The sequence below is a fragment of the Streptomyces sp. NPDC004838 genome, assembly GCF_053600955.1.
In genome coordinates this window covers 1-22307 of sequence record NZ_JBSGAW010000002.1, presented here as the reverse complement: position 1 = coordinate 22307, position 22307 = coordinate 1, and the positions used below count along the sequence as shown (strand labels likewise).

At 71.2% G+C, this 22307-nt stretch carries 21 protein-coding genes; 13 read left to right on the top strand and 8 right to left on the bottom strand.

Annotated features, from left to right (window positions below):
- Positions 1 to 152: 152 nt before the first annotated feature.
- On the bottom strand, positions 153 to 1163 hold the full coding sequence (locus ACWEFL_RS02385; protein WP_451706250.1) for an aldo/keto reductase: 1011 nt from the start codon (positions 1161 to 1163) through the stop codon (positions 153 to 155).
- A 6-nt stretch (positions 1164 to 1169) separates the two neighbouring features.
- Positions 1170 to 1643, bottom strand: coding sequence for a MerR family transcriptional regulator (locus ACWEFL_RS02380; protein ID WP_451706247.1), 474 nt, complete (start codon positions 1641 to 1643; stop codon positions 1170 to 1172).
- 87 nt (positions 1644 to 1730) lie between these two features.
- Here ACWEFL_RS02380 and ACWEFL_RS02375 point away from each other — a divergent pair, with 87 nt between their 5' ends.
- Together ACWEFL_RS02375 and ACWEFL_RS02370 are read left to right on the top strand one after the other, a co-directional pair.
- Entirely contained in the window at positions 1731 to 2216 is a 486-nt protein-coding gene (locus tag ACWEFL_RS02375; RefSeq protein WP_451706244.1) for a GNAT family N-acetyltransferase, read from the top strand.
- A 19-nt stretch (positions 2217 to 2235) separates the two neighbouring features.
- Positions 2236 to 3048 (top strand): serine hydrolase domain-containing protein, encoded by an 813-nt coding sequence (locus tag ACWEFL_RS02370; RefSeq protein WP_451707291.1) that lies wholly within the window; start codon positions 2236 to 2238, stop codon positions 3046 to 3048.
- Positions 3049 to 3092: 44 nt separating this feature from the next.
- Here ACWEFL_RS02370 and ACWEFL_RS02365 read toward each other — a convergent pair whose 3' ends face one another.
- Entirely contained in the window at positions 3093 to 3755 is a 663-nt protein-coding gene (locus ACWEFL_RS02365; RefSeq protein WP_451706241.1) for a pirin family protein, read from the bottom strand.
- A 191-nt stretch (positions 3756 to 3946) separates the two neighbouring features.
- Between ACWEFL_RS02365 and ACWEFL_RS02360 the strand changes: the two genes are divergently transcribed.
- The 5 genes from ACWEFL_RS02360 to fabF all read left to right on the top strand — a co-directional run bounded on the left by ACWEFL_RS02360 (position 3947) and on the right by fabF (position 8880).
- Positions 3947 to 5131 (top strand): PucR family transcriptional regulator, encoded by a 1185-nt coding sequence (locus ACWEFL_RS02360; RefSeq protein ID WP_451706238.1) that lies wholly within the window; start codon positions 3947 to 3949, stop codon positions 5129 to 5131.
- Between the two features lie 89 nt (positions 5132 to 5220).
- Positions 5221 to 6153 (top strand): ACP S-malonyltransferase, encoded by a 933-nt coding sequence (locus tag ACWEFL_RS02355; protein ID WP_451707289.1) that lies wholly within the window; start codon positions 5221 to 5223, stop codon positions 6151 to 6153.
- A 27-nt stretch (positions 6154 to 6180) separates the two neighbouring features.
- Positions 6181 to 7182: a beta-ketoacyl-ACP synthase 3 gene (locus ACWEFL_RS02350; RefSeq protein ID WP_451706235.1), complete on the top strand. Its 1002-nt coding sequence runs from the start codon at positions 6181 to 6183 to the stop codon at positions 7180 to 7182.
- A 76-nt stretch (positions 7183 to 7258) separates the two neighbouring features.
- Positions 7259 to 7513, top strand: coding sequence for an acyl carrier protein (locus ACWEFL_RS02345; protein WP_389263962.1), 255 nt, complete (start codon positions 7259 to 7261; stop codon positions 7511 to 7513).
- Positions 7514 to 7617: 104 nt separating this feature from the next.
- Positions 7618 to 8880, top strand: a complete 1263-nt coding sequence (gene fabF, locus ACWEFL_RS02340; RefSeq protein WP_451706233.1) for a beta-ketoacyl-ACP synthase II — start codon at positions 7618 to 7620, stop codon at positions 8878 to 8880.
- A 141-nt stretch (positions 8881 to 9021) separates the two neighbouring features.
- Here fabF and ACWEFL_RS02335 read toward each other — a convergent pair whose 3' ends face one another.
- Both ACWEFL_RS02335 and ACWEFL_RS02330 read right to left on the bottom strand, forming a co-directional pair.
- Complete coding sequence (locus ACWEFL_RS02335) at positions 9022 to 11346, bottom strand: FtsX-like permease family protein (RefSeq protein ID WP_451706230.1); 2325 nt, start codon at positions 11344 to 11346, stop codon at positions 9022 to 9024.
- Positions 11343 to 12077: an ABC transporter ATP-binding protein gene (locus ACWEFL_RS02330; RefSeq protein ID WP_451706227.1), complete on the bottom strand. Its 735-nt coding sequence runs from the start codon at positions 12075 to 12077 to the stop codon at positions 11343 to 11345. Before ACWEFL_RS02330 ends, ACWEFL_RS02335 begins: the two co-directional genes overlap by 4 nt.
- 137 nt (positions 12078 to 12214) lie before the next feature.
- On the opposite strand from ACWEFL_RS02330, the gene ACWEFL_RS02325 reads away from it, so the two are divergent.
- The gene (locus tag ACWEFL_RS02325) at positions 12215 to 13063 is read left to right on the top strand and encodes a sensor histidine kinase (RefSeq protein ID WP_451706224.1); all 849 of its coding nucleotides are present in this window, start codon (positions 12215 to 12217) and stop codon (positions 13061 to 13063) included.
- Complete coding sequence (locus tag ACWEFL_RS02320) at positions 13060 to 13854, top strand: response regulator (RefSeq protein ID WP_451706221.1); 795 nt, start codon at positions 13060 to 13062, stop codon at positions 13852 to 13854. Before ACWEFL_RS02325 ends, ACWEFL_RS02320 begins: the two co-directional genes overlap by 4 nt.
- A gap of 166 nt (positions 13855 to 14020) precedes the next feature.
- Here the strand turns inward: ACWEFL_RS02320 and ACWEFL_RS02315 are convergent, their stop codons facing one another.
- Positions 14021 to 14515: a DUF3145 domain-containing protein gene (locus ACWEFL_RS02315; RefSeq protein WP_451706218.1), complete on the bottom strand. Its 495-nt coding sequence runs from the start codon at positions 14513 to 14515 to the stop codon at positions 14021 to 14023.
- A gap of 260 nt (positions 14516 to 14775) precedes the next feature.
- Between ACWEFL_RS02315 and ACWEFL_RS02310 the strand changes: the two genes are divergently transcribed.
- Entirely contained in the window at positions 14776 to 15726 is a 951-nt protein-coding gene (locus ACWEFL_RS02310; RefSeq protein WP_451706215.1) for an SGNH/GDSL hydrolase family protein, read from the top strand.
- A 60-nt stretch (positions 15727 to 15786) separates the two neighbouring features.
- Positions 15787 to 16530, top strand: a complete 744-nt coding sequence (locus ACWEFL_RS02305; protein ID WP_451706212.1) for a carbon-nitrogen hydrolase family protein — start codon at positions 15787 to 15789, stop codon at positions 16528 to 16530.
- A 116-nt stretch (positions 16531 to 16646) separates the two neighbouring features.
- On the opposite strand, the gene ACWEFL_RS02300 is transcribed toward ACWEFL_RS02305, so the two are convergent.
- Complete coding sequence (locus ACWEFL_RS02300; RefSeq protein ID WP_451706209.1) at positions 16647 to 17564, bottom strand: EI24 domain-containing protein; 918 nt, start codon at positions 17562 to 17564, stop codon at positions 16647 to 16649.
- Between the two features lie 223 nt (positions 17565 to 17787).
- Here ACWEFL_RS02300 and ACWEFL_RS02295 point away from each other — a divergent pair, with 223 nt between their 5' ends.
- Complete coding sequence (locus tag ACWEFL_RS02295; protein WP_451706207.1) at positions 17788 to 20349, top strand: M14 family zinc carboxypeptidase; 2562 nt, start codon at positions 17788 to 17790, stop codon at positions 20347 to 20349.
- A gap of 167 nt (positions 20350 to 20516) precedes the next feature.
- Here ACWEFL_RS02295 and ACWEFL_RS02290 read toward each other — a convergent pair whose 3' ends face one another.
- On the bottom strand, positions 20517 to 21536 hold the full coding sequence (locus tag ACWEFL_RS02290) for an NADP-dependent oxidoreductase (RefSeq protein ID WP_451706204.1): 1020 nt from the start codon (positions 21534 to 21536) through the stop codon (positions 20517 to 20519).
- 128 nt (positions 21537 to 21664) lie between these two features.
- Here ACWEFL_RS02290 and ACWEFL_RS02285 point away from each other — a divergent pair, with 128 nt between their 5' ends.
- A complete protein-coding gene (locus tag ACWEFL_RS02285; protein WP_451706203.1) occupies positions 21665 to 22099 on the top strand; it encodes a MarR family winged helix-turn-helix transcriptional regulator in 435 nt (144 codons plus the stop codon).
- Positions 22100 to 22307: the final 208 nt, after the last annotated feature.

The following is a 22307-nucleotide window of genomic DNA, read 5'->3' as shown; positions in this document are numbered from 1 at the left end:
CGCGCGTTCCGGGCTCGTGCGTTCTGCCCCGGTGCTTCTACCCAGCGCCTTCCACCCCGCGCCTGCTACGCGGTGCGTCCCGTCCCGCGCCTTCCACCCGTCGCCTTCTACCCGCGCGCGTTCCGCTCACGTGTGTTCCGCTCGCGTGCGTTCTACTCGCGTGCCGCCGCCGTCGACGACATGTCCGGGTACCTGGCCCCCGCCACCTCCCCGGCGATCGGCTCCAGCAGGGCCAGTTCGGCGGCGGTGAGCGTCAGCCGGGTCGCGGCGGCGTTCTCCCGCAGCCGGCTCGCCTTGCGGGTGCCGGGAATGGGCACCACCGTCAGCGAGTGGACCCGCGCCTGCTGCTGCACCCAGGCGAGCGCGATCTGGCCGAGGGTCGCGCCGTGCGCCTCGGCGATCGCGCGCACGGGCTCCAGCAGCGCGGCGTTCGTCCGGGCGTTGTCGCCGGTGAAGCGCGGCTGGGTGGTCCGGAAGTCGCCCTGCGGCAGTTCCTTCGCCGCGTCCGCGAACGCGCCGGTCAGAAAGCCGCGCCCGAGGGGTGAGTACGGGACGAGGGCGACGCCCAGCTCGGCCGCGGCCCCCACCGCGCTCCGCTCCACGTCCCGGCTGAACAGCGACCACTCGGACTGGAGGGCGGCGATCGGGTGCACGGCGTGCGCCTCGCGCAGCTCGGCCCCGGTGACCTCGCTCAGCCCCAGGTGGCGCACCTTGCCCGCCGTGACCAGCTCCGCCATCGCCCCGACGGACTCGGCCAGCGGCACGGCCGGATCGCGCCGGTGCATGTAGTAGAGATCAATGGTCTCGATGCCCAGCCGTTCGAGGCTCGCGTCCACGGACCGGCGGATGTACGCCGGGTCGTTGCGCACGACCCGGTGCCGGTCGTCGGTCCGGTCGATGGCGAACTTCGTCGCGATCGTGATCTCGTCGCGGTGCTTGCCGATGAACGGCGCGAGGAATCGCTCGTTCGCCCCCCGCCCGTACACGTCGGCCGTGTCGAAGAGCGTGACACCGGCCTCCAGCGCCGCGTCCAGGGTCTCGCGCGCGGCCGCTTCGTCCGTCTCCCCGTAGAACTCGCTCATGCCCATGCAGCCCAGGCCCTGCACGCCGACCAGCGGCCCTTCGGTCCCGAGGCGCACCTGTGCGATCTTGCTGTCGGTCATCAGAGGTCAGTCCCTCTCCAGCGCCCGCCGGGCGGCTGTGTAGGTGGTGTGATCGGCGTAGCGCTCGATCTTGTGGTCCAGCACCGCGAGGGTGCCGTGGAGTTCCGCGATACGGGCGAGGACGTCTCCCCGCGTGCGCACCAGCAGTTCGCGCCGTGCCTCGATGGTGTGGTCGCCCTCCCGTACCAGCTCGGCGTAGCGGACCATGTCCGCGACCGGCATCCCGGTGAGCCGCAGCTTGCCGACGAAGGCGAGCCAGTCCAGGTCGCGGTTGGTGAAGCGCCGCTGCCCGGTGTGCGACCTGTCGACATGGGGCATCAGCCCGATGCGTTCGTACCAGCGCAGGGTGTGCGCGGAGAGCCCGGTCCAGGCGGCGACCTCGCTGATCGTGTAGCGGTCGTGCCCTTCGGTTCGCGGGTGCGCGGGGCGTTCCGGTGCGCAGAGATCCTTCTCGGCGGAGGTGCTCCGGATCAGCGTCATGTCCTCCACGCTAGAACCTTGGAGTGCACTCCAGGCAAGTGGAATCGGGTGGCTCCTCCCGGCGCTGGTTGTCTACCCTCCGGGGGCATGAGCGCCGTACGCCGTGCCACGCCCGAGGACGCCGAGGAACTGATCCGGCTGCGGGCGGTGATGCTGGACTCGCTGCATACGCTCCCCGATCCGGACACCTCCTGGCAGGCCCCCGTCGCCGCCGGTCTGCGGCCCCGGCTCGGCGATCCGGCGGGTGACCTGGCCGCCTTCGTGGTGGAGCGGCCGGGTGGGCTCGCCGCCTGCGCGATCGGCACGATCGAGCACCGGCTCGGCGGCCCCGGCTCTGTCGACGGCCGCTGCGGCTATGTCTTCAGCGTGGCCACCGACCCGGGCGCGCGCCGCCGGGGTCACTCCCGCGCCTGTATGGGGGCGCTGCTCGGCTGGTTCCGGGAGCGCGGGGTGACGAGGGTCGATCTGCGGGCCTCTCCGGACGGTGAGCCGCTGTACGCGTCGCTGGGCTTCGTACGGACCCCGGACCCCGCGATGCGCCTCACCCTCAAGACGGCAGGTGGCGTCGCATAGGCTCGGGAGCATGTCCTTCCTGCAGAGCCTGGCGATGATCGACAACTGGCCCGTGCCGACGGCCGCGGCGGCCGTCGTACGAGCGGACGGCACCCTCGCCGGCGCGCGCGGGCCGCTCGCCCGGCGTTTTCCCCTCGCCTCCGTCACCAAGCCCCTCTCGGCGTACGCGGTGCTCGTCGCCTACGAGGAGGGCGCGGTCGAACTCGACGAGCCGGCCGGGCCCGAGGGGTCCACGGTCCGTCATCTGCTCGCCCACACCTCGGGGCTCGCCTTCGACGAGCACCGCGTCAGCGCCGGACCGGGCACCCGGCGGATCTACTCGAACGCCGGGTTCGAGGTGCTCGCGGACCATGTCGCCAAGGCGACGGAGATCCCCTTCGACGAGTATCTGCACCAGGCCGTGCTGGAGCCGCTCGGTATGACGGCGACGGCGCTGGAGGGCTCCGCCGCGAAGGACGCGGTGTCGACGGTGGACGATCTGGTGCGGTTCGCGGCCGAGGTGCAGTCGCCACAGCTGCTGGACCCGCGCACCGTCCTCGACGCGATGACGGTCGTCCATCCCGGTCTCGCGGGTCTGCTGCCCGGCTACGGTCGCCAGACGCCGAACGACTGGGGGCTCGGCTTCGAGATCCGTGACTCCAAGTCGCCGCACTGGACCGGGGCTTCGTCCTCGCCGCGCACCTTCGGGCACTTCGGCCAGTCGGGGACGTTCCTGTGGGTCGACCCGGACGCGGGCGCGGCGTGCGTGGTCCTCACGGACCGGGACTTCGGCCCCTGGGCGATCGAGGCGTGGCCGCCCTTCACGGACGCGGTCCTCGCCGAACTGTCCTAGGCCCCCGCGCTGTCCAAGGCCCCGCGCTGTCCCAGGCCCCCCGCTCAGCCTGACATCTCCCAGATCAGCACCTCGGCGGCGCCGGTCGCCGACGCCGTCAGCCGCAGCCCCTCGCCGTCGGTGATCCGCGCCGAGTCGCCCGGCTCCAGCACGTCGTCGCCGAGCCGTACTCCACCCCGTACGACATGGACGTACGCGGCCTTCGCGTCCGGCACCCCGGTGCACTCCCCGGGCCCGAGCCGGCGGATGTGCAGCATCGCGCCGGCCTCCGGGAGGGCGTACGGGGTCGCGTCGGCGATGCCGCGGACGATCTCGTACGAGGGGTCGCCGCCGGGTTGCAACGGCGCGAGCCACATCTGCACGAACACGAGCGGCACGTCCCCGTCGTTGCGCTCGACGTGCCGTACGCCGTCGGCGGCGCTGAGCCGCTGGACGTCTCCCGGCCGGACGAGGGTGGCGTGCCCCGCGGAGTCCCGGTGCGTCAGCTCGCCCTCCACCACCCAGGTGACGATCTCCGTGTGGCTGTGCGGATGTTCGGCGAACCCGGCTCCGGGTCGGAGTCGCTCCTCGTTGCAGGCCAGCAGCGCGCCGAAGCGGAGGTTGTCCGGGTCGTAGTGCCGTCCGAACGAGAAGGCGTGCGAGGTCTGGATCCCGCCGTCGGGATCCCCGCCGGGGTAGCGGTCCCGTGAGCGGCGTACGTCTGTCACGCGCTCCACGGTAGCGCGGGCGGTCGCGTCGGCGGCTCTGCCGGGGGCCGGTCCGGGCGGCACCGGGGGCGACTTCGCGCCCTCGGGCCCGCTGAGGCTTGGGCCCGCCGCCGGGCCCCGGATCGCGCCTGTGACGTGGCGGCGAACCCCGGCAATGGGTTACGGGCTCCTGATAAGGCAGTCTTGTCTTCGTGCCCGAACCAGCAGCGAACGACGCCCACCCGCACCACGCGACCCTGAGACGACTGGAGCAGTCATCCGGCCGCCTCGCCGCGAACGCCATCGCGCGCATGGACGAGTCACTGCCCTGGTACCGGGCGATGCCACCGGAGAACCGGTCGTGGATCGGTCTGGTCGCCCAGGCCGGCATCGCCGCGTTCACCGAGTGGTTCCGGCACCCGGAGACCCCGCAGGCGATCTCGACCGATGTCTTCGGCACGGCTCCCCGTGAGCTGACCCGTGCGATCACCCTGCGGCAGACCGTGGAGATGGTCCGTACGACCATCGAGGTCATGGAGTCGGCGATCGAGGAGGTCGCCGCGCCCGGCGACGAATCGGTGCTGCGGGAGGCGCTGCTCGTCTACGCGCGGGAGATCGCCTTCGCGACCGCCCAGGTGTACGCGCAGGCCGCCGAGGCCCGTGGCGCGTGGGACGCCCGGCTGGAGTCGCTCGTGGTGAACGCGGTGCTGTCGGGCGAGGCCGACGAGGGGGCCGTGTCCCGCGCCGCCGCGCTGGGCTGGAACTCGCCCGATCATGTGTGCGTCATCCTCGGCACCGCGCCCGACGGGGACAGCGAGCTGACGGTGGAGGCGATCCGGCGCGCCGCCCGCCACGCCAAGCTCCAGGTGCTCACGGGCGTGCTCGGCGACCGGCTGGTCGTCATCGCGGGCGGCAGCGACAATCCGCTCCAGGTCGCGAAGGCGCTGATCGGCCCCTATGCGGCCGGACCGGTCGTCGCGGGTCCCGTCGTGCCCGATCTGCTGGCGGCGACCCGATCCGCGCAGGCCGCCGCGGCGGGGCTGAAGGCGTGTTCCGCCTGGCAGGACGCGCCACGCCCGGTACTCGCGGACGATCTGCTTCCGGAACGGGCCATCGCGTCCGATCCCTCCGCCAGGGAGCAGTTGGTGGAGGAGATCTACAGACCACTGGAAGAAGCGGGCTCGGCGCTTCTGGAAACTCTCAGTGTCTATCTGGAACAGGCCAGCAGTCTCGAAGGCGCGGCGCGAATGCTCTTCGTCCACCCCAACACCGTGCGCTACCGGCTGCGACGTGTGACTGACGTCACCGGATGGTCACCCTCCGATGTGCGTTCGGCCTTTACGCTGCGAATCGCCCTCATTCTCGGGCGTCTGGCCGACGGAGATCAACAGTCCTAAACTTTTGTCGGACACCAACAATTAGCCCAACGGTTCTTCGTCCCTGTCCCCACGGGCGTCGGGGACCGCATACAAGAGAGAGTGTGAGGGTGCTCGTACTCGTCGCTCCCGGCCAAGGCGCTCAGACGCCCGGCTTCCTGACCCCCTGGCTCGACCTTCCCGGCGCCGCCGACCGCGTCGCGGCCTGGTCCGACGCCATCGGACTCGACCTCGCCCACTACGGCACGAAGGCCGACGCGGACGAGATCCGGGACACGGCCGTGGCCCAGCCGCTGCTGGTGGCCGCCGGTCTGCTGTCCGCGTCCGCGCTCGGCGGCATCGCGGACATCGCGCCCGGCGCGGTAGCGGGTCACAGCGTCGGTGAGATCACCGCCGCCGTGTTCGCGGGCGTCCTCGACGAGGCCGCGGCGCTCGGATTCGTCCGGACGCGCGGCCTGGCGATGGCCGAGGCCGCGGCCGTCACCGAGACCGGGATGTCGGCCGTCCTGGGCGGCGACCCCGACCAGGTCGTGGGCCATCTGGAAGGGCTCGGGCTGACCCCGGCGAATGTGAACGGCGCCGGCCAGATCGTCGCCGCGGGCACCGCGGAGCAGCTCGCCGCGCTCGCCGCGAACCGGCCGGAGAAGGCGCGCGTCATCGCGCTGAAGGTGGCGGGCGCGTTCCACACGCACCACATGGCGCCCGCGGTCGCGGCGCTCGACGAGGCCGCCGCGTCCCTCACGGTCGCCGACCCCTCCGTCGCGTACGTCTCGAACAAGGACGGTTCGGTCGTCACCGGCGGCGAGGAGGTCATCGCGCGGCTCGTCGGCCAGGTGGCCAATCCGGTCCGCTGGGACCTGTGCATGGAGACGTTCACGGCGCGGGGCGTCACGGCGCTCATCGAGGTCTGCCCCGGCGGAACCCTCACCGGTCTCGCCAAGCGGGCGCTGCCGGGTGTGAAGACCCTCGCGCTCAAGACCCCGGACGACCTCGAAGCGGCCCGCGCGCTCATCGCCGAGCACACCGCTCACTCACCAGCCTGACGAGCAGGGACAAGGAGAGTCGTAGAGATGGCGAAGCTCAAGCCCGGCAAGGGTGCTCCCTACGCGCGCATCATGGGTGTCGGCGGCTACCGTCCGACCCGTGTCGTGCCGAACGACGTGATCCTGGAGACGATCGACTCGTCCGACGAGTGGATCCGCTCCCGTTCGGGCATCGCCACCCGTCACTGGGCCTCGCCCGATGAGACCGTGAGCGCGATGTCCGTCGAGGCGTCGGGCAAGGCGATCGCGGACGCGGGGATCACCCCGCAGCAGATCGGCGGCGTGATCGTCGCCACCGTGTCGCACTTCCAGCAGACCCCGGCGGTCGCCACCGAGATCGCGGACGCGATCGGCGCGGTCAAGCCGGCGGCGTTCGACATCTCGGCCGGATGCGCGGGCTTCGGCTACGGACTCACCCTCGCCAAGGGCATGGTCGTCGACGGCTCGGCGGAGTACGTGCTGGTCATCGGCGTGGAACGGCTCAGCGATCTGACCGATCTGGAGGACCGCGCGACGGCCTTCCTCTTCGGTGACGGCGCGGGCGCGGTCGTCGTGGGCCCCGCGAAGGAGCCGCACATCGGCCCGACCGTCTGGGGCTCGGAGGGCGACAAGTCCGAGACCATCAAGCAGACCGTGCCGTGGACGGATTACCGCGACGGCACGGTCGAGAAGTTCCCCGCGATCACCCAGGAGGGCCAAGCGGTCTTCCGCTGGGCCGTGTTCGAGATGGCGAAGGTCGCCCAGCAGGCGCTGGACGCGGCCGGGATCACCACGGACGACCTGGACGTCTTCATCCCGCACCAGGCCAATATGCGGATCATCGATTCGATGGTGAAGACCCTGAAACTGCCGGAGCATGTCACGGTCGCCCGTGATGTGGAGACCACCGGCAACACCTCGGCCGCCTCGATCCCGCTCGCGATGGAGCGGCTTCTGGCGACCGGTCAGGCCAAGAGCGGCGACACGGCGCTCGTCATCGGCTTCGGGGCGGGTCTCGTCTACGCAGCCACGGTCGTTACCCTCCCCTAGGCAACCGGATCTTCCGGACCGGCAGCCGGAGACTCCGGACGCCACACCCTCTGATACAGAATCGAAGGAGCGCCACATGGCCGCCACGCAGGAAGAGATCGTCGAAGGTCTCGCGGAGATCGTGAACGAGATCGCCGGCATCCCGGTCGAGGACGTCCAGCTGGACAAGTCCTTCACCGACGATCTGGACGTCGACTCCCTGTCCATGGTCGAGGTCGTCGTCGCCGCCGAAGAGCGCTTCGACGTCAAGATCCCCGACGAGGACGTCAAGAACCTCAAGACCGTCGGTGACGCCGCGGACTACATCGCGAAGCACCAGGTCGCCAAGTAAAAGCGGTCGCGATGCGATGAGCCCGGAGTCCGGGCGCGCTTGTCGCCACCCCGCGGTGGCGTCGTGAACATTCAGCACCCCCTACACGTGGAGAAAGAATTCCTGTGAACTCGACCAATCGCACCGTGGTCGTCACCGGTATCGGCGCAACCACACCGTTGGGTGGCGACAGCGCATCGACCTGGGAGGGTCTGCTCGCCGGGCGCTCGGGCGCCAAGCTCCTCGAAGGTGAGCGTTTCGCCGAACTCTCGGTCCGTATCGCCGCGCCCGCGGCCGTCGACCCCGGTGAGGTCCTGCCGCGCCCGGTCGCCCGCAAGCTGGACCGCTCGGCCCAGTTCGCGCTGATCGCGGCGCGGGAGGCGTGGGCCGACGCGGGTTACACCGGCCCGGCGGACGAGGAAGGCCCCGTCGCACCGACCCGGCTGGGAACGGTGATCGCGTCCGGCATCGGCGGCGTGACGACGCTGCTGGACCAGTTCGACGTACTGAAGGAGAAGGGCCCGCGCCGGGTCTCCCCGCACACCGTGCCCATGCTCATGCCGAACGGCCCGTCCGCCAATGTGGGTCTGGAGGTGAACGCCCAGGCCGGCGTGCACACTCCGGTCTCGGCGTGCGCGTCCGGCGCGGAGGCGATCGGTTACGCCGTTGAGATGATTCGCACCGGCCGTGCCGATGTCGTCGTCGCCGGCGGCACCGAGGCGGCGATCCACCCGCTGCCGGTGGCCGCGTTCGCCAACATGATGGCCATGTCGAAGAACAACGACGAGCCCGAGAAGGCGTCCCGGCCCTACGACAAGGCCCGTGACGGCTTCGTCCTCGGCGAGGGCGCGGGCGTCGTGGTGCTGGAGTCCGCGGAGCACGCGGCGAAGCGCGGGGCGCGGGTGTACTGCGAGGTCCTGGGCCAGGGTCTCTCGGCGGACGCCCACCACATCGCGCAGCCCGAGCCGACGGGCCGCGGCATCGCCGCCGCGATGCGCAATCTGCTGGACTCGACGGACCTCAAGCCCGAGCAGATCGTCCACCTCAACGCGCACGCGACGTCGACGCCGCTGGGTGACATCGCCGAGGTCAAGGCGCTGCGGCAGGTCCTGGGTGACGATCTCGACCATGTGGCCGTGTCGGCGACCAAGTCGATGACGGGTCATCTGCTCGGTGGCGCGGGCGGTATCGAGACGGTGGCGACGGTGCTGGCGCTGTACCACCGGACCGCGCCGCCGACGATCAACGTCGACGACCTCGACGAGGAGATCGACGCCGACATCGTCCGCGGCGAGCCGCGAGCGCTGCCCGAGGGCACGATCGCCGCGATCAACAACTCGTTCGGTTTCGGCGGCCACAACGTGGTGCTGGCGTTCCGCTCGGTGTGACGGCCCGGTCTGCTCCGCAGACCGTCCGGCCACAGCGCCAGGCGGCGCCACCGGTTCCTCCGGCCACAGCGCCAGGCGGCGCCACCGGTTCGTCCGGTGGCGCCGCCTTCCGCGTTCTCCGGCGCGTCGGCGCCGGGGGCGCTACTCGTTGTGGAGGACCTTCGCGATCGTCAGCCTCGCCGCCGACCTCGCCGGCAGCACCGCGCCCAGGACCGCGATCGTGACACCCGCCAGCGCGAGGAGCCCGAGGAGCGCGACGGACCAGTCGTCGGTCATATAGCGCGGCAGGGAGATGCCGGCGGCGTCGGTCATCGCGGGGACGACGAGTCTGTGGAGGGCGATGCCGACGGGGACGCCCAGGAGTCCGCCGAGCGTGCCGAGCGCGGCCATGGAGGTCACGACCATCACGCTCACCTGACGTGGCGTCATACCGATGGACTTCAGCATGCCCAGATCACGGCGGCGTTCACGGGTGTTGAGGGCGACGGTGTTGAAGACGCCGAGCGCGGCGACGGTGGTCAGCAGGAGCGTGAGGAACGACGCGACGCCGATGATGAGGACCGTTTCGGAGCCCCCGACGGAGATCGGCACGACATGGAGTCCGGGGTCGGCCTTGCGTACGGACGCGTTGTACGCGAGCACGTCCGTGCCGGCGGCGAGCCGGATCTCGTACTGGTTGGGCCGTTGGTTCGGGGCCAGGAGGGTCAGGGTCGACCAGTCGGACTGGAATCGGTCGGCGTCGCCGTCCATCGTCTTGCCGACGATCGTCACGGTGGTCTGTCTGCCGTTGAGCGCGAGGGTGAGGCGGTCCCCCACGGAGAGATCGCGCTGTTGGAGGAAGCGGGGGGACGCGACGATCTCGCCCGCGCGCTTCAACTGGCGGCCCTCGACGATCGTCTCGCCGTTGCTGTCGAAGTCCCCCCGGTAGAACTGCCCCTGGACGCGCTGCTGGGATCCGGCGATATGGAGTTCGATCCAGGCGTCGGCGGTCACCTCGACCGCGCCCGGCAGGGACTTCAGCAGCGCTTCCGTCTCGGCGTCGCCGCGCCGGGGCCCCGTCGGCCCACCGGGGCCGGGAGGGAGTAGGTAGACGACGGTGTCCACGTGGCCCACCCGGGCCGAAGCCTCCCCGTACTCGGTCACCGTGCGGGACAGACCCGTCGCCAGCGTCACCGTCGCGACGCCGAGGACGACGGCCGCCAGCGTCATGAGCGTCCGGCCGGGGCGTGCGAAGGGCATCCCGAGGCCGAGGCTGACCGCGCGCGGCAGCCGGGTGCCCGCGAGCCGACGCTGGACACGACGGCCTCGACCGGAGCGCGGTGCGCTGCCCGCGCTGATCGCCTGAGCCACGGAGAGACCGTGAGCGCGCATGGCGGGCGCGAGCGCCGCCAGAGCGACGACCGCGGGCATGCCCAGCAGGGTCACGATGTACACCCAGGGGCTGACGCCCACGACGAGTCTCTCGCTCTCCATGCTGGTGAACAGCTCTTCCAGCAGGGGTCCCGACGCGAGGCCCCCGACGGCGGTGCCGAGGGCGCAGCCGAGTGCGGCGGGGGCGACGACCATCATGAGATGGACGACGACGACCTGGTTGGGGGTGAAGCCGAGGGCCTTGAGGACCCCGATGGTGCGGAAGCCCGCGACGATCGCGCCGCTGACCACATTGGCGACGATGAGGATCGCCACGACCAGGCCGAGGACGCCGAACCCGGTGAGGAAGGGGAGATAGACGGACGCGTTGCGGCCGACTTCCTCCTTGATCGTGAGATACGAGGTGGAGCCGAGCAGGGAGCGGGCCGGGAGGTCCGCCGTGACGGCGGCCATGCCCTCGCGGACGTCGTGGTCCGTCGCCGCGTCGTGGAAGCGGTACAGCATCACGGACGCGGTCGGTTTCAGGGCTCTGATCTGGTCGGGCGTGACCCAGCCCTCGGCGGACTCGCTGAGGCTGGAGGCGAATCCCACGACGGTGAGTGTGGGCCCTCCCACGAGGTCGATCCTCGTGCCCAGGCTCTGGTCGGAGACGAACCCCCGGGGGTTCAGGACGACCTCGCCCGGCCCGGTGGCCCAGCGGCCGTGGCTCAGCCGTACCCGGTCCACCTCACCGCCCGGATCGGCCCGGCCGACCAGGATGACCGGTCCGGGCATGACGCCGGGGGCCTCTTCCCGCCCGAGTTCGGGGATGGTGACGGTGGCCTGGTCGAAGGGACCGGCGGCGGCTTCGACCTCTTCGCGCTCGGCCGTCCGCGCGAGTCGCCCGTCCGCTGTCTTCGCCCGGTCGAAGACGGCCACGGAGTGCGCGCCGCGCTGGTCGGCGAAGGCGCGGTCGAAGGGCGCGGAGACCGCTTCCAGCAGGCCGAGGGCGACCACGGCCGAGATCGTGGACGAGAACACGACCAGGGTGATGACGAACGTCTGCAGCCTGCGCCTGCGGATGGCCGCGCGCGCCGCCCCCCATACGGCGCTCACGCGATTCCCTCCAGGCTGCGCTCGTCGACGACCCTGCCGTCGGCGAAGTGGATCACGCGGCTCGCGCACCGGGTGGCCATGCGTTCGTCGTGGGTGACGAGAAGCAGGGTCTGGCCGATCTGGTTGAGGTCGAGCAGGAGGTCCATCACCTGTTCCCCCGCGAGGCTGTCGAGGGCGCCGGTCGGTTCGTCGGCGAGCAGGAGGGCGGGGCGGTTCATCAGGGCGCGTGCGGCGGCGACCCGTTGGCGTTCGCCTCCGCTGAGCACGGCGGGGTAGGCGTTCCTGCGGTCGGCGACGCCGAGTTCGCCGAGGAGTTCGAGGGCGCGGCGGCGGGCCTGGGAGGCGGACGCTCCGGTGAGCTGGGCGGCCAGCGCGACGTTGTCCAGCGCCGGCAGATCGTCGATGAGGTTGAAGAACTGGAAGATCATGCCGATGCGGCGGCGGCGGAAGAGGGCGAGACCGGTCTCGTTCAGCCGGCTCAGCTCCTCGCCGTGTACGGTCACGCTCCCGGCCGTCGGGCGGTCGAGTCCGGCGATCATGTTCAGCAGGGTGGACTTGCCGCACCCGGAGGGGCCCATCACGGCGACCGCCTCGCCGGCCCGGATCTCCAGGGTCACATCGTCGAGCGCGAGAGCGTCGCCGTACTCCTTCCGTACGCCGTCGAGGCGCACCACCACATCTCCCGTGCCGCCGTTGTCGTCCACCACTCCGGTGCGGTCTTCACTGGTCATGGCAGGGACGTTAGACGCGGCGGCCCGGCCGGGCATCGGCCGGGAGATGCAATGCGGCGGCCGGGTCATCCCCGGGATGTACGGCCGTGCATCGGGGGGACGATGCGGTTCGCGGCGGGGGCTGGGAGAGTGTGCGGGTGGGGAGTTCCGGGACGCTCTTGCTGGTCGTGGCGCTGGTGGCGGTGGCGGTGGTTGCCGCCATGGGCCGGCTCGCTCTGGCGCTGGTACGGGCGCGGCGGCTGCACCGTACGGCGATCGAGGAGCGGGGCTGGTTGCTGGAGAAGGAGCGGGAGAGCGCGGCGCGTCAGGCCGTCGACGCGGAACGGTCGCGGATCGCGCGGGAGCTGCACGACATCGTCAGCCACAACGTGAGCCTGATGGTGGTGCAGGCGGGCGCGGCCCGCGAGGTGCTGGAGACGATGCCGGACGAGGCGGCGACGGCGCTGGCCGCGGTGGAGAAGGCCGGCCGGGACACGATGACGGAACTGCGCCATCTGCTGGGGCTGCTGGCGCCCTCGCAGAGCGGCGAGGAGGTCGCCGGTGACCAGGAGGAGGCCGGGCTGTCGCCGCAGCCGAGTCTGAGCCGACTGAGTTCCCTGATCGACCGGGTGGCCTTCGCCGGGCTGCCCGTGGAGGTACGGATCGCCGGAGAGCCGCGTCCGCTGCCGGCCGGGATCGATGTGACCGCGTACCGGATCGTGCAGGAGGCGCTGACGAACGCGCTCAAGCACGGCGACGGGCGGACGGCCGAGGTGACCGTGCGGTACGCCGACCACTCCCTGCGGGTGGAGGTGCTGAACAGCGGCCCGAGCGTCCTGACCGGGGGCGACGCCGGCCCGAGGCGGCCGGAGGCCGGTGACGGCGCGGGGCGCGGGCTGCTGGGGCTCCGGGAGCGGGTCGCGGTCTACGGCGGGCATCTCGACGCCCGCCGCCGCCTCGGCGGCGGATACCGCGTACGCGCGCGCATTCCCCTGGACCGGCCATGAGCGCCGCCGAGCCGACGCCGGGCGGAACCGGCGACCCGACGCGGGGGGACGGCAGCGGCCCGACGTCACGGGAAGACAGCAGTGGCCCCACGACACGGGAAGGCGGCGAGCCGAGCCCCCGTGTCCTCATCGCCGACGACCAGGCGCTGGTGCGCACGGGGTTCCGGCTCATTCTGACCGCGCGCGGCATCGAGGTGGCGGGAGAGGCCGCCGATGGGGCCGAGGCGGTCACGGCGGCGCTGGCGCTGCGGCCGGATGTGGTGCTCATGGACATCCGGATGCCGAACATGGACGGCCTGGAGGCCACCCGGCACATTCTGGCCGGGCTTCCCCGGTGCCGGGTGCTGATGCTGACCACCTTCGACCTCGACCGCTATGTCTACGCGGCCCTGTCCATCGGGGCCAGCGGCTTCCTCCTCAAGGACGTGACACCCGAGCATCTCGCGCGGGCGGTGCGCCTCGTCGACACGGGTGACGCGCTGCTGGCCCCGCAGATCACCCGGCGGCTCGTGGAGAGATTCGCGGACCGCCCGGAGGCCGAGCCGGCGGTGCACCGGGATCTCGCCGTGTTGACGCCCCGTGAGCGTGAGGTGCTGACGCTGATGGGCCGCGGTCTGTCCAACAGTGAGCTGGCCGGGGAGCTGACACTGAGTGAGGCGACCGTGAAGACGCATGTGGCCCGGATCTTCGCCAAGCTCACGCTGCGCGACCGTGCCCAGGCCGTCGTGCTCGCCTATGAGACGGGGCTGGTCTCGCCGGGCCGACCCCCGGAAGGGGACAGAACCGGCTGAACCGCGTGGAAGCGGACCGCCCGGCGTGCGAGCGACGAGCGCCCGAGGCCCTGCCGGAGGGCCGCCGCGGGCGGGCCGGTCCGGCCGGTGCCGCGGTACGGGGGCGTCTGGGCCCGACCGCCGTACGCGGACCGGGTTCGCCCGGTGGTACGTCCGTACGGGCCGGTCAGACCACCTGATGGAGCCAGCGGACCGGCGCGCCCTCGCCCGCGTAGCGGAAGGGCTCCAGTTCGTCGTCCCAGGGCTTGCCCAGCAGTTTGGCGATCTCCGCCTCCAGGTCGGTCTCGCCCTGGACGGAGCGCGCGAGCGCCGCCCTCAGCCGGTCCTCCGGGATCAGGATGTCGCCGTGCATTCCGGTCACCGCGTGGAAGATGCCGAGGTCGGGCGTGGCGCTGTAGCGCTCACCCTCCGCCGTGGCGCAGGGTTCCGCGGTGACCTCGAACCGGAGGAGCTGCCAGCCGCGCAGGGCGGAGGCGAGCTTGGACGCGGCGCCCGCCTCGCCCCGCCAGGAGAACTCGGCTCTCCAGGTGCCCGGGGACGCGGGCTGCCGGATCCAGTCGAGCTGAACCCGTACTCCGAGCACTCCCCCGACCGCCCATTCGACGTGCGGGCACAGCGCGCGAGGAGCGGAGTGGACGTAAAGAACACCGCGTGTCGTCACCGGGACCTCCAGTGTGGGACGAGGATCGCCTTCCCAGCGGTCTCAGTAAACATCATCAGGAGTGAATCTCCGCAAAAGGGACAGTATGTGACGTGATGTAATTTACCGGATCCAACGGGCACGACGCGTCTGGGCCGACGGGGAAAAGCTACCGTGCGTAGGCGGCCACGGGGTGACGTAATGTCGGTCCCGAGGGCTGTACTCACCAAGCTTTCACTCGGCAGGACCTCGGGGGCAGTCGACGCGGAGGGGATTCGGGGATGCGCGAGACGCGCACGAGGCACGAGAGGCACCGGAGGTACGGGGCCGTCCGCCCACGGCGGGCCCACACCGTCGCGACGGCCGTGACCACGGCCGCCGTACTCCTGGCGACGGGCGTACTCACAGGATGTGAGTCGTCGCCGTCGGACATTCAGACCAAGGGCGCTCCCGCGCGGAAGCAGCCTCCCGCCATCGTCTGGGACCGCAGCCCGGACTCGATCGCCGCGGTGGGTGACTCCATCACCCGCGGTTTCGACACCTGTGTGCTGCTCTCCGACTGCCCCGAGGCGTCCTGGGCGACGGGCACCGACGAAAAGGTACGGAGCCTGGCCCTACGGCTGCTCGGCGAGCCCGCGGCCCTGGCCGAGCGCGCCTGGAACTACGCGCGCACCGGGGCCGAGGTCGCCGATCTCCCCGCGCAGATGACCAAGGCGGCGGCCAGAGAACCCGAACTGGTGACGGTGATGGTCGGCGCGAACGACGCCTGCGCGGATTCCACCGACCTGATGACGCCGGTGGAGGACTTCCGGGAGTCCTTCACCGGCGCCATGCGGGAGCTGAGGCGAACCGCGCCGAAGGCCCAGGTGTACGTGTCGAGCGTGCCGGATCTGAAACAACTCTGGTCGACCGGGCGGGACAATCCCCTGAGCCGGCAGATCTGGAAGCTGGGCATCTGCGCCACGATGCTGAACGACGCCGAGGATCTGAGCGCCACGGCGCAGGCGCGGCGCGACCTGGTGCATGAGCGCGTCATGGCGTACAACGCGGTGCTGAAGGACGTGTGCGGGAAGGATCCGCGCTGCCGGCACGACGGCGGGGCGGTGTTCGACTACCGGTTCGACGCCGATGCGCTGAGCCGCTGGGACTGGTTCCACCCGAGCAAGGCGGGACAGGGCCGCCTCGCGGAGATCGCCTACCGGAACGTCACGGCGGCGAAGCCGCCGGAGTGACCGGCGGCCGCCCGGGGGCCGCCGGGTTCTGGGACAGCCCCGATGCGTGACGATGAAGGCATGAGGATAGCGACAGCGCAGTTCACGCCCGTGCCCGGCGATGTCGGGGCCAATGTCCGGACCGTGCGGGAGCTGATCCGTACCGCGTCCGGGCGGGGCGCGCGGCTGGTCGTCTTCGCCGAGCTGGCGCTGACGGGGTACGACCCCGCCCGGATCGCCGGGGATCCGGCCCTGGTGATCACGGAGGACGATCCGCGGCTGGACCCGGTGCGCGAAGCGTGCCGGGAGACCGGGACCGCCGCCGTGGTCAACGCCGCGGTCGCGAACTCCGCGGTACGGCCGGGGGGCGGGCGGCCCGCCATCGCCTCGCTGGTCATCGGGCCCGACGGCGGCCTCGTCGCCCGGTACGACAAGGTGCGTCTGCACGGGAGGGAGCTGGACCTCTTCGAGGCGGGCACGCGCGACGGGCGCTTCCGGCTCGACGGCGTGGGCTTCGCGCTGGCCGTCTGCTACGACAACCGGTTCCCGGCCGTGGCCGAGCGCGCCCGCGCGGACGGCTGTGCCGTGTATCTGGCCAGCTCGGTGCTGGACGACGGCAACGACTCGTTCGAGGCGGTCTATCCGGCGCGGGCACGGGAGAACGGACTGTATGTGGCACTCGCCAACACGACGGGCGTCAACGATGTCGGGGAGTGCCTCGGCGACAGCGGGATCTGGGGTCCGGACGGGGCGCTGATCGTCACGGCGGGCCGGGAGACGCCCGGCCTCGCGGTCGCGGACCTCCCACTGCCGGAGCGCATGTAGCCGCGTGCCACCGGACCTCGCACCGTCGCACCGCGTGCCGCCGGATCACGCGTGACCGCGCACGGCCGGACGCCGTGGAACCCGACGGCACCTCGGTGCGGGAACCGGCCCGCTGCTCAGGACCGGCGGAAGTCGTACGGGCCGGGTCCGGGACCGGCCGCGGATCCGGGCGTTCCGGGCGCTCCCGGCATTCCGGGCGCGGGACCCGGCGGGTAAACGGGACCCGGCGGGTACGCGGGGCCGGGCGCCGACGGGCCGTGGTGCCCCTTCGCGTCGTCGGGCGCGGGTTCCTCCTGGACCGGTGCCAGATCCCGCACCATCAGGGTCGCGCCCGCCACCGCCCCCGGCATCAGGAGGACCGCGACGAACGGCACGATGAACGCGAGCGCCAGCGGTACGCCGAAACCGAGGACGAGCGTCCTTCGGCCCCTCAGCAGCACCAGCCGCTCCCTCAGTTCGACGCCACGGCGCTGGAGGGCCACGGCGGTCAGCTCCTCGGCGAGGAAGAAGCCGGAGACGCAGACGCCGATGACCGGGATGACGGTCTGGCCGACGACCGGGATGAAACCGAGGAGGAAGAGAACGATCCCGTAGAACACCACGCGGGCGACGACCCGCAGGGAGTCGCGTGCGGAGATCCACAGTTCGCGCCAGAGCGGCAGCCCCGACCGCGGCACCCGGCCGCCCTCGCTCCGTTCGACCTGTTCGGAGAGCGACTCGTAGAACGGCTGGCCGATCAGCAGGGTGACGGCGGTGAAGGTGACCACCGCGACGAAGAGCCCGAAGGCGAGGACCAGGGCGGTCAGCACACCGCGGAAGAGACCGAGCCACGGCGAGGGCCACCCGTCGGCGAACGAGGAGGTCGCCCAGGTCACCAGATCGTCCGCGCCGTAGCCGAGACCGATCAGCGCGCCCACGTACAACACCATGGTCAGCAGGCCCGGAAGCAGCCCGAAGCCGAACCAGCGGCCATGGCCCACGACCCAGCGCTGGCCCCTCATCAAGTAGCCGAAGCCCACCGCGAGATCACGCATGGCGCCACCCTATCCGGGGCCCGCCGGGCGCCGAACGGACGATTCCGATCCAGATACGTGCTGTATACCCCTTGATTGTTACAGAGTTGAACCGGTAGACCCCTGCGTACCGATTGTCGTAACTCGTGACTCGTGGCTCGTGTGACACCTCATGCACCACCCGTCACTCGGCACCCGTCGCCTGGGACGTCAGTCGACCCCCGATCCCCGGAGGCATCTACGCATGGGCATTCCCAGACCCGTTCTGGTCACCACCGCCGCACTAGCCGCCGCCGTACTCCTCGCACCCGTGCCCGCGGTCGCGCTGCCAGGGCAGCCGGGCGGTCCGGCCGCTGCACCCGGCCGCGGCAACCCGGATCCCGTACGCGACGAAGGCCCGACCGACTCGGCGCTTTCCAAGTCCCCGCTCTCTTCCGCGCGCAACGCCCTGGAGCGGCACGCTCCGTCGTCCCACAGGACGGACGGCTACCCTCGCCGTACGGCCCTGAAGGCGCCTCCTGTCAATGAGGCCGACAAGTCGATCAAGCTCGGCCTCATCCCGTACCACTCCATAGCCCCGCGGCTGAACGAGCTTCAGCAGCTCGGCAGCCGGGTCAGTGTGGAGGTGCACGGGAAGTCCGCGGCCGGGCACGACCTGTATCTCGTCACCGTCACCGCGCCGGAGAGCTCCAGCGAGGCCCGCGAGCAGGAGCGTATGAGGGAGCGAATAGAGAACTCCCCCGCCTCCGCGGCACGTGACAAGAGCATCAAGGCGAAGTACAAGACGCCGATCTTCATCAACAACAACATCCACGGCAATGAGTGGGAGGGCACGGACGCGGCCCTCAAGCTCATCGAGGAGCTGGCGAAGGCCAAGGACGCCAAGACGGCCGGGCTGTTGGCGAAGAACCGCATCTACCTGAACGTCACGGCCAACCCCGACGGCCGTATCGCCGGAACCCGCGCCAACTCCAACGGCTTCGACCTGAACCGCGACTTCATCACCGCGTCGCAGCCCGAGACCCGCGCCATGCGGCAGATCGCCATCGACAAGCAGCCCGCGATGATGCTCGATCTGCACGGCTACGTCAACGGCACGCTGATCGAGCCCACGACCCCGCCGCACGGCGAGAACTACGAGTACGACCTCTTCCTGAAGAACGCCTACGCGAACGCGCTCGGCATGGAGAAGGCCGTCAACGGGCTCGGCTACACCTTCGAGAAGGACGGGGTGCGGCCCGCCGAGATCCCCTTCCGCGACCAGGCGGAGGGCTGGGACGACTGGCCTCCGATCTTCACCCCGCAGTACATGCCGTTCCAGGGCGCGGTGGCCTCGCACACCATCGAGTTCCCGATGACGGTCAACAACCGGTCGTACGACACCCTGCCCGTCGAGGAGCTGCGCAGGCGGTCCGCGATCAACACGGCGATCGCGGGCGCGGCGATGCGCGCGACCCTCGACTACACCGACGCCAACCGCGCGGGGATGATCGCCGACCAGATCGAGACGTTCCGCCGCGGCGCGGCGGGCGAGGCGCAGCGTCCGATCTCCGAGGAGACCGTGCCGGGCGTGCCCGGAATCGGTCCCGAGGACGTGTACACGACCACCTTCCCGCGGGCGTACGTCATCCCGGTGGGCCCCGGTCAGCGCAGCGCCACCGCCGCGGGCCGGCTGGTGGACCACCTGATCGCCAACGACATTCGGGTCGAGCGGGCGATCCTGCCGTTCAAGCTGGGCGGAAAGGTGTACGCGCCCGGTTCGTATGTCGTCGACATGAAGCAGCCGAAGCGCGGTATCGCCAATGTGCTCCTGGCCGACGGCCGGGACATCAGCGCCGACTTCACGGCCATGTACGACATCTCGGGCTGGAGCCTGGGCCGGCTGTGGGGCGCGACCGTGGAGAAGGCCACCGGCGGTGACCTTCGGGTGCTGAGCCGTCCGGTCAAAGCGGCCGCGGGTACCGGCTGGGTGTCTCCGTTCGGTGACCTGAAGCTGCGGCTCGACGACCCGAAGGAGCTGGCGGCGCTGAACTCCCTGCTCGCGCAGGGCGTCCAGGTGCGGCGTACGGACGACGGCGCGGCGATCGTGCCGGGTTCGGCGCGCAAGGCGGCGGCCGTGCTCGCGGACCGGTTCGGCGTGGCCTTCTCGGCGACGAAGGACCGCGGTGTCGCTCCGCTGAAGAAGACGCGGGTGGCGGCGGCGGGGAACGCGGGCGAGCAGTTCTCGCTGCGCGAGATGGGCTTCGACGTGGTGCCGGTGTCGACCGCGATCCTCAACGCGGGCTTCGACTGGTCCACGGTCGATGTGCTGTTCGTCTCGACCGGGCTGAGCTATGCGCAGCTCACTCCGGCGGCGCGTGACGCCTTCCGGGCGAGCGGTGTCGGCGTGGTCGGCCGTGGCACGGGCGGTGCGACGTTCAACAGCGCGGCCGGTCTGCTCGCGGCCACGGCGGTCGCGGGCAACGGCGACGCCAACGGCGTGGTGCGGGTGAGCAACGCGGGCGGCCCGATCACGGGCGGCGCGGCGACGCACTCCTTCGTCTACTCGCCGGTGTGGTTCACCGGTCTGGGCGCGGGTGTGAAGGCCGACCAGTCGTACGCCACCGGCAACCCGCTGGTGTCGGGCCACTGGCGGGCGAACGCCGGCGGCACGGGCGGTCCGGCGGACGCGGCGGGCAAGCCGTCGATCGTCAGCGGTACGTCGGCGACGGGTGTGCCGGTGGTGCTCATCGGTACGGAGCCGCTGTTCCGCAACCACCCGAAGGGGGCGTTCGCGCAGGTGGCGCGGGCGTTGCTCAATCGATGAGCCGGCCGCTGAACCAGTAGGTCGCCGAACAGGCGGTTCGCTGAGCCGGTGAACCCGAAGGCCGCACCCCGTGTTCGTACGGGGTGCGGCCTTCGGCATGCCCGCGCGCGGTCGCTCGGTCGCCGTACGCGATCGACGTACACGCCCAAGTCCGGGGAGCGGTACGCCTACTGGGCGAGCGTGACGATCATCTTCCCGGTGTTCTGGCCGTGAAGCATGCCGATGAACGCGTCGAAGCCGTGCTCGACGCCGTGGACCACCGTCTCCTCGTACTTCAGCTCTCCGGAGGCGATCCAGCCGACGACGTCCCGGACGAACTGCTCCCGCAGGTCCTGATGGTCGGAGACGAGCATGCCCTCGAGTCGCAGCCGCTTGACGATGGCGAGGAAGAGGTTGCGCGGACCGGGGGCGGGCTCGGTGTCGTTGTACTGGGCGATGGCACCGCAGAGGACGGCGCGGCCGTGGAGGTTGAGGGAGGAGATCGCGGCCTCCAGATGGTCGCCGCCGACGTTGTCGAAGTAGACGTCGATGCCGTCGGGGGCCGCCCTCCGCAACTGCTCCGCCACGGGTCCGCTCTTGTAGTTGAAGGCCGCGTTGAAGCCGTACTCCGCGGTGAGACGGGCGACCTTCTCGTCGGAGCCCGCCGAGCCGATGACACGGGAGGCGCCCTTGATCCTGGCGAACTGGCCGACCAGGCTCCCGACGGCTCCGGCCGCGCCGGAGACGAAGACCGCGTCGCCCTCCTTGAAGGAGCCGACCTCGAAGAGACCGGCGTACGCCGTGAGACCCGGCATGCCCAGGACGCCGAGGTAGGCGGAGAGCGGAGCGAGCGAGGCGTCGACCCTGACGGCGTCCGCGGCGTCCACTTCCGCGTACTCGCGCCAGCCGAGGTCGTGCAGCACATGGTCGCCGACGGCGAAGCCCTCGGCGCGGGAGGCGACGACCTCGCCGACCGCGCCGCCGCGCATGGGCTGATCGAGCCGGTACGGCGGGGTGTACGACTTCACGTCGTTCATCCGCCCGCGCATATACGGGTCGACCGAGAAGTGCAGATTGCGGACGAGGACGCGGCCCTCGCCCGGCTGGGCCACCGGGACCTCGCGCAGGGCGACGTCCTCCGCCTCGGGCCAGCCGTGCGGACGGGCCACGAGGTGCCATTCACGGCTGCTGGGGGGAAGTGCGGACATGCGGTGCTGCCTCCTGTGAGTGAGTACGTCACGGTCAGAGCCGCTTCACCGGCAATTCATTTCACTATCTGAAATAATATTGCTCCTTAATATTTCAGACTGTCAAGTACCGGAGTACGCTGGACGCCATGGCCACTCAACGAATCAAGGACCCCCTGACCCTCGAAGTCGTGGAGTTGATCGGGGCCATGGTGGCGCGTTACTACGCGGAGTACGAGGAGGCCGCGGCCCAGCACTCCCTGACCGGAGCACAGGCCAGGGTGCTCGGGCTGCTCGTTCTGGAGCCGATGCCGATGCGCCAGGTGGCGCAGAAGCTGAAGTGCGAGCCGTCGAACGTCACGGGCATCGTGGACCGGCTGGAGGTCCGCGGCCTGGTGGAGCGGCGGCCGGACCCGCACGACCGGCGGGTGAAGCTCGCCGCACCCACGGAGGAGGGGGCGAGCACGGCACGGAGACTGCGGGACTCGATGAGCTTCGCGCGGGAGCCGCTGGCGCAGTTGTCGGAGGAGGAGCGGAGGGTGCTGCGGGATCTGCTCAGGCGGATGCTGGGCGAGGAGGCGTAGCGGCGGCTCCCGGCGCGCCGTCCCTCGGGCGCGCCGCGCGTCTCGTCGCGCATCGCGGGATGGCCGTGCGGGCCTGCGGGTGCGCCTTCCCGGTACGCCCTTGTGATCCGCGTTCCCGGTGGTGTGTCTGACGGCCGATCGGCCGTCACCCGGCAGCTCGGTCGGCTGCTGAACGGACTGCCGGTGCCGGGAGTCGGCCGCCCTCGTC

What these genes read in the sequence shown, in the direction of transcription:
- ACWEFL_RS02385 (WP_451706250.1), bottom strand. Translation starts at nt 1,163, where the DNA reads ATGACCGACAGCAAGATCGCACAGGTGCGCCTCGGGACCGAAGGGCCG.
- ACWEFL_RS02380 (WP_451706247.1), bottom strand. Translation starts at nt 1,643, where the DNA reads ATGACGCTGATCCGGAGCACCTCCGCCGAGAAGGATCTCTGCGCACCG.
- ACWEFL_RS02375 (WP_451706244.1), top strand. Translation starts at nt 1,731, where the DNA reads ATGAGCGCCGTACGCCGTGCCACGCCCGAGGACGCCGAGGAACTGATC.
- ACWEFL_RS02350 (WP_451706235.1), top strand. Translation starts at nt 6,181, where the DNA reads ATGGCGAAGCTCAAGCCCGGCAAGGGTGCTCCCTACGCGCGCATCATG.
- ACWEFL_RS02345 (WP_389263962.1), top strand. Translation starts at nt 7,259, where the DNA reads ATGGCCGCCACGCAGGAAGAGATCGTCGAAGGTCTCGCGGAGATCGTG.
- ACWEFL_RS02330 (WP_451706227.1), bottom strand. Translation starts at nt 12,077, where the DNA reads ATGACCAGTGAAGACCGCACCGGAGTGGTGGACGACAACGGCGGCACG.
- ACWEFL_RS02320 (WP_451706221.1), top strand. Translation starts at nt 13,060, where the DNA reads ATGAGCGCCGCCGAGCCGACGCCGGGCGGAACCGGCGACCCGACGCGG.
- ACWEFL_RS02310 (WP_451706215.1), top strand. Translation starts at nt 14,776, where the DNA reads ATGCGCGAGACGCGCACGAGGCACGAGAGGCACCGGAGGTACGGGGCC.
- ACWEFL_RS02305 (WP_451706212.1), top strand. Translation starts at nt 15,787, where the DNA reads ATGAGGATAGCGACAGCGCAGTTCACGCCCGTGCCCGGCGATGTCGGG.
- ACWEFL_RS02300 (WP_451706209.1), bottom strand. Translation starts at nt 17,564, where the DNA reads ATGCGTGATCTCGCGGTGGGCTTCGGCTACTTGATGAGGGGCCAGCGC.
- ACWEFL_RS02295 (WP_451706207.1), top strand. Translation starts at nt 17,788, where the DNA reads ATGGGCATTCCCAGACCCGTTCTGGTCACCACCGCCGCACTAGCCGCC.
- ACWEFL_RS02290 (WP_451706204.1), bottom strand. Translation starts at nt 21,536, where the DNA reads ATGTCCGCACTTCCCCCCAGCAGCCGTGAATGGCACCTCGTGGCCCGT.
- ACWEFL_RS02285 (WP_451706203.1), top strand. Translation starts at nt 21,665, where the DNA reads ATGGCCACTCAACGAATCAAGGACCCCCTGACCCTCGAAGTCGTGGAG.